Annotated in this window: 14 protein-coding genes; 9 read left to right on the top strand and 5 right to left on the bottom strand. The window is 49.2% G+C overall.

Annotation, left to right across the window (positions count from 1 at the left end):
* Positions 1–32: 32 nt before the first annotated feature.
* Genes P402_RS0102670 through P402_RS0102660 form a run of 3 tightly spaced genes read right to left on the bottom strand, consistent with a single transcriptional unit; the run spans position 33 to position 2,280 of the window.
* On the bottom strand, positions 33–485 hold the full coding sequence (locus P402_RS0102670; RefSeq protein ID WP_026827299.1) for a heme-degrading domain-containing protein: 453 nt from the start codon (positions 483–485) through the stop codon (positions 33–35).
* On the bottom strand, positions 482–1,522 hold the full coding sequence (locus tag P402_RS0102665; RefSeq protein WP_026827298.1) for a Gfo/Idh/MocA family oxidoreductase: 1,041 nt from the start codon (positions 1,520–1,522) through the stop codon (positions 482–484). The genes P402_RS0102670 and P402_RS0102665 overlap by 4 nt, the downstream gene beginning before the upstream one ends.
* A 2-nt stretch (positions 1,523–1,524) precedes the next feature.
* On the bottom strand, positions 1,525–2,280 hold the full coding sequence (locus tag P402_RS0102660) for a DeoR/GlpR family DNA-binding transcription regulator (RefSeq protein ID WP_026827297.1): 756 nt from the start codon (positions 2,278–2,280) through the stop codon (positions 1,525–1,527).
* Between the two features lie 131 nt (positions 2,281–2,411).
* Between P402_RS0102660 and P402_RS0102655 the strand changes: the two genes are divergently transcribed.
* From P402_RS0102655 to P402_RS0102635, 5 genes are all read left to right on the top strand, one after another.
* Complete coding sequence (locus P402_RS0102655) at positions 2,412–3,251, top strand: SDR family NAD(P)-dependent oxidoreductase (protein WP_026827296.1); 840 nt, start codon at positions 2,412–2,414, stop codon at positions 3,249–3,251.
* Between the two features lie 94 nt (positions 3,252–3,345).
* Positions 3,346–4,929, top strand: coding sequence for a GGDEF domain-containing protein (locus tag P402_RS0102650; protein WP_026827295.1), 1,584 nt, complete (start codon positions 3,346–3,348; stop codon positions 4,927–4,929).
* Positions 4,926–5,252: a potassium channel family protein gene (locus tag P402_RS0102645; protein ID WP_026827294.1), complete on the top strand. Its 327-nt coding sequence runs from the start codon at positions 4,926–4,928 to the stop codon at positions 5,250–5,252. The genes P402_RS0102650 and P402_RS0102645 overlap by 4 nt, the downstream gene beginning before the upstream one ends.
* Before the next feature lie 14 nt (positions 5,253–5,266).
* Complete coding sequence (locus P402_RS0102640; protein ID WP_026827293.1) at positions 5,267–5,899, top strand: hypothetical protein; 633 nt, start codon at positions 5,267–5,269, stop codon at positions 5,897–5,899.
* A gap of 194 nt (positions 5,900–6,093) precedes the next feature.
* Positions 6,094–7,632 carry a glycosyltransferase gene (locus tag P402_RS0102635; protein ID WP_235188805.1) on the top strand — a complete coding sequence of 513 codons (1,539 nt, stop codon included), beginning with the start codon at positions 6,094–6,096 and terminating at the stop codon, positions 7,630–7,632.
* 70 nt (positions 7,633–7,702) lie between these two features.
* On the opposite strand, the gene mgtE is transcribed toward P402_RS0102635, so the two are convergent.
* On the bottom strand, positions 7,703–9,055 hold the full coding sequence (mgtE, locus tag P402_RS0102630) for a magnesium transporter (RefSeq protein ID WP_026827291.1): 1,353 nt from the start codon (positions 9,053–9,055) through the stop codon (positions 7,703–7,705).
* Positions 9,056–9,290: 235 nt separating this feature from the next.
* Between mgtE and P402_RS0102625 the strand changes: the two genes are divergently transcribed.
* From P402_RS0102625 to P402_RS0102610, 4 genes are all read left to right on the top strand, one after another.
* Entirely contained in the window at positions 9,291–10,031 is a 741-nt protein-coding gene (locus P402_RS0102625) for a metal ABC transporter ATP-binding protein (RefSeq protein WP_026827290.1), read from the top strand.
* A complete protein-coding gene (locus P402_RS0102620) occupies positions 10,028–10,888 on the top strand; it encodes a metal ABC transporter permease (RefSeq protein ID WP_026827289.1) in 861 nt (286 codons plus the stop codon). Before P402_RS0102625 ends, P402_RS0102620 begins: the two co-directional genes overlap by 4 nt.
* Positions 10,885–11,802 (top strand): metal ABC transporter substrate-binding protein, encoded by a 918-nt coding sequence (locus P402_RS0102615; RefSeq protein WP_026827288.1) that lies wholly within the window; start codon positions 10,885–10,887, stop codon positions 11,800–11,802. The genes P402_RS0102620 and P402_RS0102615 overlap by 4 nt, the downstream gene beginning before the upstream one ends.
* 93 nt (positions 11,803–11,895) lie before the next feature.
* Positions 11,896–12,393, top strand: coding sequence for a PCYCGC motif-containing (lipo)protein (locus tag P402_RS0102610; protein ID WP_026827287.1), 498 nt, complete (start codon positions 11,896–11,898; stop codon positions 12,391–12,393).
* Positions 12,394–12,662: 269 nt separating this feature from the next.
* On the opposite strand, the gene P402_RS0102605 is transcribed toward P402_RS0102610, so the two are convergent.
* On the bottom strand, positions 12,663–13,100 hold the full coding sequence (locus P402_RS0102605; RefSeq protein ID WP_026827286.1) for a hypothetical protein: 438 nt from the start codon (positions 13,098–13,100) through the stop codon (positions 12,663–12,665).
* Between the last annotated feature and the right edge of the window lie 52 nt (positions 13,101–13,152).

Raw genomic sequence — 13,152 nt, 5'->3', positions numbered from 1 at the left:
CAACTCGAAGGCACTCCCGGTTTTTCGTCTGCTTACTTTTTTAAAAAGGCTAATGCATCAATCGCCAGCTGATGATCGGCTTCCTGCGATAAACCCGATACGGTAATCGTTCCGATGACACCGACCCCTGTGACGCGGATCGGGAATGACCCGCCGGCATCCGCATAGTCCGCCGGATTGACAGCATACATCGTATGATACGCACGCTGTTTCGCTTCATTATACAACCGCATGTAGAGTGAGCTGTGTCCGTGCCGGAGGACGACGTTCGATTTTCGCCGTATCCATTCTTCCTGATCGGGTGCCGTCCCGTCAAGTGCTGCATAAAACAACCGTTGCCCGTTCCGTTTCAGCTCGATGGCAACGCTGAGTTTATCCTGTAAGGCCCGGTCGATGACATACTGTCCGGCACGGAGGGCATCGTGATTCGTAAACTGACGTAATGTCAGTGTCTCTTCTTGCGCCAACAATTTCGTCAGTTTCATTGATCCCACTCCTTCCGGAAGATTTTGCGTCCCGTCTCACTGCTCAAGCGAACAGCCTCGATGAGTTGCATCGTCTTGAGAGCATCCGTCAAATCAACCGGTACGTTACCCGTCTTCAGCCCTGTAGCAAGCGCTTTGTAAAAACCAAGGTAGTTGCCCGGGAGTGTCGCCAATCGCTCGGCCGGATGATCGGCAATCTTCAGATATCCAAAGTCGGTGGTTTCCTCTTGACCAATTGAGGCATCGACGGCTTGTCCTGACGCAAGGCGTGCTTCCTGCGGATCCATTCCGTATTTGATGTAACTGCCACGTGTGGCATGCAGTTCAAATCGCGGGGTCTTTCCTTGAATAAACGAATTCGAGCGTAAGACGACCCGGCGTTTTCCGTAATGCAATGTAATCTGGAATCCGTCATCCGTCTCCGCCCCGTCACGCTGGAATAAGACATCTCCGACCACAGCATCTGGTTCACCGAATAAAGCAAGCGCCTGATCAATCAAGTGGGAACCGAGATCAAACAAAATACCCGAACCCGTTCCCGGCTTTTCCCGCCAACGATCCCGGACGACCGGACGATACCGGTCAAATCGTGATTCGAACAATTGCCAATCCCCGATTTCATTCATCTCGACCAACTGTTCAACCGTCAGAAAATCGCCGTCGTAACGGCGGTTTTGATAAACCGCGACATAAACGCCGTACTGTGTTGCGAGGCGCTGTAGCTCCGTTGCTTCTTCGAGTGTCACGACCGCCGGTTTTTCGAGCAAAACATGTTTTTTTGCTTCGACGGCTTGTTTCGCCATCTCAAAATGTAAAGCCGTCGGAGTCGTGATGATGACCAGTTCTGTCTGTTCATCTTCCAAAGCCTCTTCGAGCGTCCCGATCACTTGTGCTTCCGGGAACACGGTCGCCACTTTGTCCGCCTGGCTTGATACGACTTGCCGGACCGTGAATTCGGGTAATGCTTGAATCAATGGAGCATGAAACGTTACAGCTGAAAATCCGAATCCGACCAGTGTCGTTTGAATCGTCGTCATGTTTATTCCTCCTCTGCTATTTCCAGTAAGACATCCGCTTCGTGCAACCAGGCCTGCCACTGTTCAGGCGGTCGTTCATCCGTAATCAGGACATCGATCTGAGCAAGATCACAGACTTTGTGCAGAAATCGTTTCTCGAACTTCGTATGGTCCGCCAGTACGATGATTTCCGCACCACTCCGGATCATTGCCTTTTTCACGATTGCTTCTTCCAGGTTTTCAGCGAATATCCCTTGTTCCGTCAGCCCACATGCTCCAAGAAACACACGGTCGACCTGATAGTTCAAAATATCATCCGCCGTTTTAATACCGACGAGACTGCGCGCATGCCGGTCCAACTTCCCTCCGGTCACATACAAATCGATTTCGGGACGGGCTTCGAGTTGGTCGACAATCGCCAGTGCGTTTGTAATGACCTGGAGCGGTTGCGCCGGCAGATGAACCGCCATCCGGGCGACGGTCGAAGCCGCATCAAGAATGATTTTTTGCTGCGGTTGAATATACTGAACAGCACGTTTGGCAATCCGATTTTTTTCCGGCTGTTCGGTTCGCCGGTCGTACTGAACGGTCGTGTTCGTCCCAACACGGATCAAACCGTTTTTGACCCGGATGATTTTTCCTTCCCGCTCCAGTTGAATCAAATCACGCCGGGCCGTATCACGCGAAATGCGGTACGCCTCCATCAACTGATCGAGTGAAATTTCAGGTGCCGTCTTGATCCATTCCCGCATTTGTTGAAGTCGATCCTGTTGCGCCATGTTGCCTGTCCTCCCGTTCTTTTTCTTCATTTTAAGTTTTTTGATTAAATTATGCAATTTTAACGCAAAATAACTTCAGTGAATTCGGGTAAAGAACGGTATAACCAGGAATTCACGAGGAGGAATGATGTATGCGTACGATTTTCATCACCGGTGCTTCGTCCGGAATCGGTTTCGCGACGGCGACACGTTTTGCTGAAGAAGGATGGACGGTGTATGCCGGTACACGTGAACTGACACCGGCACTCGAACAAGCCGCCTTACCGCATCTGCACTTTCTTGAAGTCGATGTAACTGATCTCGCGAGTCTAAAACAGGCCGTTTCCGTCATCGAGCAGGAAGTTGGTCACTTGAATGCTTTATTTTGTAATGCCGGTCAAGGATTGTTACGGGCGCTTGGACAAGCGACGAGTTATGAAATCAATCAATTGTTCGATATCAACGTGTTTGGTGTCATGCGGACCATTGAATGTTGTCTGCCGCTCCTGAAAGCCGCTCCGAATGGCAGTCATCTATTAGCCACCTCGAGCATCAGCGGACTCGTCGGTCAGCCGATGAACGAAATCTATTGTGCCAGCAAGTTTGCACTCGAAGGTTTGTTCGAAAGCCTCGCCACTTACTACAAACCGTTTTTCTCGATCGACGTCACATTAATCGAACCGGCTGCCGTCGAGACGAACTTCACAGCAAACGTCCTCGATCGTTTGGAGCAGACGGGTGGTCTTCATGACGATGATTTCAAACCGATCGTCGAAAGTTATTTACGGACGTACCGAGTCCGACACGCCGAGCGCCAGTCACCGGAAACGATTGCCGAGTTGATTTTTGAACTCGTCCATGCCGATGAAAAGCCGTTGCGCGTTCGGACGGCACCGGAAGATGAAGCTTTTGTTGCACATAAAACGGCGAGCGATCCGTCCGGTCTTGTCGGAACAATCAAAACCCGGCAACTGACACTAAATTTAGACTGATTTCCCTTTTATTCAAAACAAAATCAGATTCGTTCTTTGCTTCTTTCTATAATGAAGCTATCTCTTTAAATTCATTTTAGAAGGACGGTTTTTCATGGCACACTTATTTTTATACACGGCCGTCTACTTGATTCCGACGTTCATTATGTTTTATATGGCCATCGACATCTTTTTGCGAAACCCGAAACGCTCGCAGCATCGCTTGCTGAGTCTCTTCACTTTCGCCTACGGGATGCTGTTCCTCGGCGAATTTTTCCGTAATGCTGCTCCCGTCTCCATGAGTCCCGCTTTTGTGACGTACTGGTTCGGTAATGCCGGATTACTTGTCTTCAGTACATCGCTCCACTTCATCTTCCGTGTCTCGAATCTGTGGAAAAAGATGCCGCGCTTTCTTTACCCGGGCGTCTTTTATGTACCGATGGTCATTGTCCTGATTACGTATGTCTTTCAGACGAATGTCATCAACAGTCAGCAATTTGAACGGATCGGTTCCTTCATTTATCCGGAATTCAATGCATCGTACTTAATCACGATGACTGTGGGAAACGTTTTCCACCTTCTTGTAATCGGCTTACTGTTTTATGCCCGGACTCAATTGCGGGATGCACGGCGCGGCATCATCCATGTTCTGCTGGGTGTTGCACTCCTGGTTCTCGTTTGGGATGTTGTCTTCGGATACAACTCGTTTTACGGAGTGATGCCACCCTATGCCTATATGTACGGCGGGCTGTTTTGGGCGGGTGCTTTAACGATTGCCATGCGCCGGTTCGATTATCTTGCCTCTTACCAAAAGCGGTTTGCGACGCTTTACAACTTGAATCCTTCGGCGATTCTGTTGCTTGACCGTCACGGACGGATCGAGAGTGCAAATCCAGCTGCTTATACGCTGCTCAAGGAACAAGAATTACTAGGTCATCCCTTCGTCGACTATCTGCCGGAGAAAAAGCAACGGGGTTGGCTTGAGCATTATGAGGTCCATTTTGCTTCCCAGCGTAAATTCAATGAATACGAAACAAAAATTCTGACACTCGAGCAACAGGAACGCTATGTCGTCATGGACGCGGACTTTGTCTTCATCGAACAGGAGATCCACGGGATGTTGTTGATCCGGGATATCCAGTCATTCAAAGAAGCCGAGCAAACGATTCGCTTTTTCGCCTACCACGACCCGTTAACGAAAATCCCCAACCGGCGTAATTTTTACGAACGGGCCGGGCAAGCGATTCTCGAGCAAGACAGTGTCACGATTGTCGTCGTTGACCTCGACGGCTTTAAAGGTATCAATGATACGTACGGCCATCAAATTGGTGATGCCTTTTTGATTCACTTGGCTCGGTTACTGAAGCGGACCGTTGAACCGCTTGGCTTCGCTGCCCGCGTCGGCGGTGATGAATTCTTTTTACTGTTGCACAATCAAACACCGGAACAGTTGCACCAGTTCGCCACTTCCCTCTTACAGACCTTCCAGGATAATCCGTTTACGCTCGCGGAAGAGTTGATCGAGATTCGAACAAGTATCGGGCTGAGCTATTCACCCGATCACGGTATCAGTTTGGATACATTGATTCATCATGCTGATCAGGCCATGTATCATATCAAATACAATGGTAAAAACGGATACCGGATTCATGATACACTCGATTCGGTCCAACGACCGTCCGAAGGAGGCTCACGATGATTTCCATGCTTGCGATTTTTTCACGGTTATTCAAAGGATTACGCCATGCTTTCCAGTTATCTTATTTTCGCGGTCTATTGATACTTTGTCTGTTGACGTTACTGTCCGGAACGATTTTTTACAGCACCCAGGAAAATTTAACCGTCGTCGATGCTCTTTACTTCTGTATCACGACGTTGAGCACGGTCGGTCATCCGACGTTTGCTCCCGTCACGACACTCGGGAAAATCTTTACGATGGCCTACATCACAATCGGATGTGGTTTATTCCTTACGTTGATTGCCACACTGGCCTATGTCTTGATCAAGGAACAAGAAGACTGAAAGGGGATGTCTGGATGCGGCAAGCAGCCATTCAAAATAATTTCGATTGGTGTCGTCTGATTTGCGAATTACATGGATGTACCGTGACAGAAACACCGGATAGCTGGCTCGCGAAAGGTGACGTGCCTCCGCTCTATCCGGAGATGATGGTCCGCTCTCATCAACAACAGCTGGACCTGTCCGGGATTACGAGCGTCAAGGATTGTACCGCCAGTTACGATTTTTCACGCGCTGGATTGACCCATCTGTTCACGGCAGAATGGATTACGCGCCGTCCCATTCTTGATCGCCGGGCACTTCCCGCCGATTGGACCGTTGTGACCAATTCAAGTGAGGCAACACGTTTTTTCACACTCATTGAAACGGAAGATTTACCGAACAGCTTGTTTGCCCGTTCGGATGTCCGCTTATTTTTTTCGGATCATCAGCAAGCAGGTTTTATCGCCTATTCGAACGGTCAAACGACCGGATTGTCACACCTGACTTCGGATTACCTGGATGAACGGCTCTGGGATGATGTCATTCGCCTCAGTTCCGCCCACTTTCCGGGGCAGCCGCTCGTCGGCTATGAATACGGCGATCAATTAATCACAGCACTCGAAGCCGGGTTTGATGATATCGGTCCGCTCGCCGTGTGGATAAGATGAAATTAGTCTAAATCGATTCAATTTCGAGAGTATATGTATGAACCCTTATTTCCTTGTCTTCGATAGATGTGCTAAGGTTGGCATCACTCAAAAAGACAAAAAGGAGGTGAGGTTGTCTTTTATCCAACTAAAAAATATTGTTTATCCGACAGCCAAAATTCATGAAAAGAACAACTTTTTTCACTTTAAATACATTGGGCACGAAACGCGGCGGGCTTGTCAAAGCCGTCATCAAACGAGCAAATACGGTCGCCGCTGCTGAACCAGACCGGGCTGTCCATCTTTTGACACTTGGTCTCCAGACTCAGATCGATAGTACCCGAGAAGAGATGATACAGCTTGACCTTCTGAATCCGCATGTCCAGGTCACGAACCTGATCCATACGTTAGGACAGCAGAAGGCAAACGAGAAGCAGACAAAAGCCCGACTCTTGAAACGGTTAGATCGGCACTTCATTGTCTTTGATGACGTAAGCCGGACGGAAAACGATTCCTACCGTATCTTTGACAATGGCGTCTACGTCCAATATGTCCGTTTTGATGCAATGGATCGGCTTGTTTTCATCGATTATTTTTCAGATACACGTCATCGACTAAAACGGGAAGAATATCTTGAAAACGGACAACTTTTCCAAATCGTTCATTATTCCAAGACGACGAACAAACCTGTCTCGCGCCAGTTTCTTCACGGCAACGGCACCTGTTATTTAACACTTTGGCACAAGATGAATTCCGTGGACTGGAGTCATCTGTTCTATTTCGGAAAAAACGAACAGCTCCAATTCAATGACCCGGCTGCTTTTTATACGTTTGCACTCAATCGCTTATTGGCACAGTATCCGGCTGTCCTGCTGACGTCCGAATTCCGGGACCGTCTGCCGAACTTACCGAAACAGAACCTGGATGCCGTCGTACTGAACGTCAAGCATCCAAACATTCGGAAAGTGGCATTTGGACACAGCAATCATTTTGTTTCGCCTTTTGATGAAACCGCAGCCGTCAGTGGTGTCTGGAATACTTTATTCAAACGGATTGATGAGTGGAGTGCTGTCATTACAGCGACATCCCGACAGGCCGACCATATGAAGCAACAGTTTGGTCACGCGTCCCTGTTCCATTCCATCCCGCATGCGTTTACGAACACAGTGGCGGATGAGCTTGTTGTTGATCCCGTCAATCCGAATCGATTCGTCGTCGTATCACGGATTCAGATCAAAAAGGATGTCGCAGAAACCGTTCGGGTGATGCGTCGGATCGTCGATCATAATCCGAATGCCTTCCTTGATTTCTATGGGTTCGGTTATAACGATCAACTCGAAAAAGATCTTTTGGCATTGATCAAGGAACTGGCTTTGACCGATCACATTCACTTCAAAGGATTCGTCGCTGATATGCGGGAAGCGTATGCTGGTGCCGTCGCAACGCTCTTCACCTCACAATCCGAAGGGTTCGGGATGGCGATTCTCGAAAGCATGAGCTACGGGATTCCGGTCATCGCTTACGATATTTGTTATGGTCCGGCAGAAATCATCGAGGACCGGGTGACAGGACGTCTCATTCCTAAACGAGATACGGCTAAGTTCGCCGAAGCCGCAATCGACTTGATGATGCATCCCGATGCCCGACAACTGATGGGATCACGTGCCGCTAAAGCACTTGAACCGTTCTCGGATCAACACTATGAAACGCGTTGGGTGAACTTGTTAGAGACACTTGATGCCCAGACCGACTGATTTCCAGTCGATAGAAAAAAGTATCGTTTCGCCGGATCCAACAGATTCGGCAGAACGATACTTTTTTGTGTTACATCAAACGGCTGATAAAGGCTGTCGCAATCCCGAAATACACGAGCAACGACAGGATATCGTTCAGCGTCGTGATGAGCGGACCGGATGCAATCGCCGGGTCGATATTCAGACGATGCAAAATCAGTGGAATGATTGTTCCGGCCAGTGTTCCGAAAATCAATGTGATAATCAGTGAACTGCCGACGACGAGACCAAGAATCGGGTCCCCTTGCCAGACATAGGCAATGATGGCAATCAAGATGCCACATGTCACACCGATGATCAGACCGACACGTAACTCCCGGAGAATCAGTCGGGTGACGACTTTTTTGTCGACTTCACGCGTAATCAAACCACGAACGACGACGGCCAGCGACTGGGTCCCTGTATTTCCGGTCATCCCGGCAATCATCGGCATGAAGAATGCCAACGCGACGACTTTTGATAAGGTTTCCTCAAACTGGCTGATGATTGATCCTGAAACCAGTCCGATGAATAATAACAAAATCAACCAGGGTAAACGCCGGGTCGCGGCCACCCAGGGCTTTGTATCAAAATCAATCGACTTACCGGAAGCGGATAACTTCTCGATGTCTTCGTTGGCTTCTTCCCGTAAGACGTCGAGGGCATCATCGACCGTAATCAATCCGACGAGGACGTCCCCTTCGACGACCGGCAACGAAACTAAATCGTAGCGTTCAAACATTTTCGCAACATCCTCCTGATCGGTCTCGGACGAGACGCTGATCACTTTCCGGTCCATGACGTCCGCAATCCGCTCGTCGTTACTCGCAAGAATCAAATCACGGTACGAGATGACACCGACGAGCTGACTCAGCTGATTGACGACATAGACGTAATTGATCGTCTCCGAGTATTCGATATAATCGCGCATCTTCTCGATCGTCTCGCCAATCGTCGACTCATCCGTCACCCAGATGAAACGGTTCGTCATCAAGCGGCCTGCCGTCTCTGCCGGATACGTCAGTAAGTTTCGAACAATCAAGGCTTCGTCCTGACGCATACCGGATAACAAGCGGTCGACTTCTTCTTTTGGTAATTCTTCCAGTATGTCTGCCAAATCATCATTTTCCATCAAGTCCATCACGTGACCGGCATGCTCGACATCAAGGCGTCGTAACACCTCGAGTTGCTGTTCAAGTTCAAGTTCCTCGATGACGTCCGCCAAACGCTCATGATCAAGATAACGGAGGAGCCGTTCTTGCTCCGTCGCACCGAGCTCACCATACCAGTTTGCTAAGTCATATGGATAAACTTCTTCAATCACTTGCTGCGCATCTTCACGCCGCTCTTTCACCAATGCCTCAAGTAACAGTAACTTCCATTGTTGTTCCTCTGACTGACTCATCCTCTCACCCCCGCGTTTTTCTCCTCTTCCATCTTAGCACGATGTTTTCAAAAGCACTTCTACGAAAGCAGTTGACATTTCTTTCATCCCACCTTAAAATTTGCCTAAAGGAAACATTATTAGTTAGGAGAATAATCTATGTAATTAGGCAAACTCTTTTTTTAGAGTTTTTCTTGCCCTAAGGAAACATTTGTTTCCACACCAAAAATAAAGCAGTTGAAAGGAGTATCTTCACATGCACGCAGTAGAAGTAGAGCGATTAAACGTTTCGTATTTCGAAAACATCGCCTTAGAAAAATTGTCGGTTCGATTCATGTCAGGGCAGCTTGTAGGCATCATCGGTCCGAACGGTGCCGGAAAATCAACCTTCATCAAGGCAATCATGGGATTGATTCCGGCAGAAGCAACTACGATCCGTTTGCTTGGTCAATCGACGAAAGAGGCCCGGACGAAAGTCGCTTATGTTCCGCAACGCAGTGCGATTGATTGGGATTTTCCGATTCGGGTGCTCGACGCGGTTCTGATCGGCTGTTATCCACAACTCGGTTTATTCAAGCGTCCGACGAAACAACACCGGGCCTTGGCGATTACTTGTCTCGAACGCGTCGGCATGCAGGACTATGCCGACCGACAAATCGGTGAACTGTCGGGCGGTCAACAACAACGTGTCTTTTTGGCCCGTGCCTTGGCGCAGGAAGCAGAACTGCTGTTACTGGACGAACCGTTCGTCGGAGTCGATGCCGGCAGCGAACGGGTCATCATCGATTTATTGCGTACACTACGCAATGAAGGCAAAACGATTGTCGTCGTCCACCACGATTTAAGTAAGGCTGCCGATTATTTTGATACCCTGTTGCTGCTTAATCGCCGGGTCATTTCGATTGGTCCGCCAACAGATGTCCTGCAGCCGCATATCATCGAAGGCGCATACGGCAATCCGCTTGCCTTCCTTCAGAAAGCGGAGGTTTCGTCATGAATATCCTCGATTTCATCCAAGCCTTGACCGAATATGATTTTCTCCAGAAAGCCCTTGTGACGTCCGTCATGGTCGGCATCATCTGTGGCGTCATCGGCTGCTTCATCATTTTACGCGGGATGTCGCTGATGGGCGACGCGATTTCCCATGCGGTCCTGCCGGGTGTCGCCATCTCGTATCTGCTCGGGATCAACTTCTTCATCGGCGCTGTCGCGACCGGTCTGTTGACAGCTCTCGGCATCGGTTTTGTCAGTCAAAACAGCCGGATCAAAAATGATACGGCAATCGGTATTTTATTTACGTCGGCCTTTGCGCTTGGTATCATCCTGATTTCCTTTTTACGCAGCAGCAGCGATTTGTACCATATCCTGTTCGGAAACGTCCTCGCCGTCCGTCCAAGTGACATGTGGATGACGCTTGCCATCGGTCTGATTGTCCTTGGGGCAATTTTTCTATTCTACAAAGAACTGCTCGTGACCTCATTTGATCCGACGATGGCTGCCGCTTACGGCTTATCGACACGGTTGATTCATTACCTGCTGATGACGATGCTGACCCTCGTCACGGTCGCATCTCTCCAGACAGTCGGTATCATTCTCGTCGTCGCGATGTTGATTACGCCGGCTGCGACCGCCTATCTGTTGACGAACCGGTTGTCACGGATGATTTTCCTGTCAGCCGGTCTCGGGACGATTTCTTCCGTCGTCGGTTTATATTTCAGTTTCACCTATAACCTCTCGTCCGGAGCCTCGATCGTCCTCGTCGCGACCGTCCTGTTTGCGCTGGTATTTATTTTTTCACCGCGCCACGGGTTGCTTCGGAAATGGAAATCACCGAAAAAGGAGCTCACGACATGACATTCAAACGATGGATTCCTTTAACCGGTCTCGCTGTTTTACTGACCGGCTGTACTCCAGATTCTGCCGACGACGGGAAACTGCAAGTCGTTACGACTTATTCGATTTTAGAAGATATGACCCGTGTCGTCGGCGGTGAACATGTCGATGTCCACAGCATGGTCAAAATTGGCAAAAATCCGCACGAATACGATCCGCTGCCGACCGATGTCCGGAAGATGGCAGATGCCGATGTCGTCTTTTATAACGGTCTGAATCTTGAAGCCGGCGGATCATGGTTCAATAAACTCCGCTCGAGTACGAACAAGGACGGCAAAGACGCGCCTGTCTATGCGCTCAGTAAGGGTGTCGAACCAAAGTATCTGACGGCAGCCGGAAAAGAACAGGAAACCGATCCTCATGCCTGGCTTGATCTCAGCAACGGCATTCAATATGTCGAAAACGTCAAAGACGGATTGATTAAAGAAGATCCGGCGAACAAAGCCGATTATGAGAAGAATGCTTCCGCCTATATCAAGGAACTCAAGACACTCGATGCAAACGCGAAGGAACGCTTTGCTGCGATTCCGGACGCCGAGCGTCATCTGATCACAAGTGAAGGTGCCTTTAAATACTTCAGCGACGCATACGATTTTAACGCCGACTACATTTGGGAAATCAATTCCGACAACCAAGGTACACCGGATCAAGTCCGCCGAATCGTCGATTTGATCAAACGACAGGACATTCCGGTACTGTTCGTCGAGACGAGTGTCGACCGGCGCAGCATGGAGACGGTCTCCCGCGAAACCAGTGTTCCGATCGGCGGAACCCTCTACACGGATTCACTCGGGGCAAAAGGAACAGGTGGTTCGACGTACTTGACGATGATGGAAATGAACTTCGAGACGATTGAACAACAATTGAACCGCTAAAAACTGTCATCGGATCGCCATCCCTGGTTTACCTGCCGTTGATTCTTCCACCGTATACTAAGGAAAGAATCAACGAGTGATGGAGGAATGAAGATGCCTAAAAAAACCGGATGGATGATCATGACACTATCGGCAACGCTTGCCCTCGGTGCGTGCGGACAGACGGAACAAAAGAGTGCGCCGCATACTGACCATGAGGCCCATGCGACGCACACAAGTGCCGATCAACTGGAACAGACGACGTCGCCGGCGATTGCACCGGCGTTCTTAAAAGAAACGGATTCTTCGATTCAGACGATTTACCTGTCTGTCGCCAAACATCAGGATCTTTTGGAAAAGATGCCGTGTTATTGCGGATGCGGGGAATCGGCCGGACACACGAGCAACTACGACTGCTTCATCGCCGATCAAACAGCAGACGGAAAAACGACTTGGACGACACACGGGATTACGTGCGGAACGTGTCTTGATATCGCAGCCCAATCGATCGTCGCTTACCAACAAGGTACTCCGGTCAAAAAAATCCGCTCTGATATTGATGCGGCCTATGCAAAGACGGGTGCCAAACCGACTCCGACTCCGGCCCTCTAAATCAAAAATCGGCTGACTCAGTAATCAGTCTCCAAAGATAAGGGTGGCAGAATTGTACTCCACCACCCTTATCTCGTAAAAAAAAGAATCACTCTCTTCACGCGACTCCTACAGGAAAAGCGCAAGTCTACTTGCGCTGTCAGAGACAAATAAGACCCGCTTTCCTGCCTGAATACGGGCAGGAAAACTGGCTTATGTCTCGCCTGAGGAAAGGGCGTGAAAGAACGAGTGATTCTTTTTTGTGTCAGCCCCTTTTTGAAAGTAAAGACTTACCGTTTCAGGCGAGCCGTCGCATGAAGAACAAACGGTTTACCTGATAATAGCTCCTCGAGCTGATAATATGTATGTGCCCGAAGCGGTTGACTGGTCCGTGGAAGATGCCGTAATTCATAAGCAACCTCAAGGAGATAAAACTTATACGTTTCCGCCTCATCAAATCCGAAACTATTTTTTCGGGCTTCCATATAACCGATCAGACGCCGTTGTTGTTCGAGCGACAGGCGCTGCACTTGCGGGGCAAGCGGCTCACTCGGACGAAGAATCAATTCGCGTTCTGTCCGGTATAACCGGTTCATGACCCCTCGTTCCCGTCGAAGCGCAATCAACTTCGCCGGTTGGTACGAGCGGGGATACGGATGCGCATGGACTAAAAACCGTTCAATGATTGATTGTGTCGGGGCAGCCGGAAAAGAAATGACATCATGCATACAATTCGACTCCTTTAGGAAGATTCATATTTTATATTCTACTACAAATTCC

It is taken from the genome of Exiguobacterium sibiricum 7-3 (assembly GCF_000620865.1).
GTDB lineage: Bacteria > Bacillota > Bacilli > Exiguobacteriales > Exiguobacteriaceae > Exiguobacterium_A > Exiguobacterium_A sibiricum_A.
The sequence above is the reverse complement of the archived record's forward strand: the minus strand, read 5'-3'. Positions and strand labels throughout refer to the sequence as shown.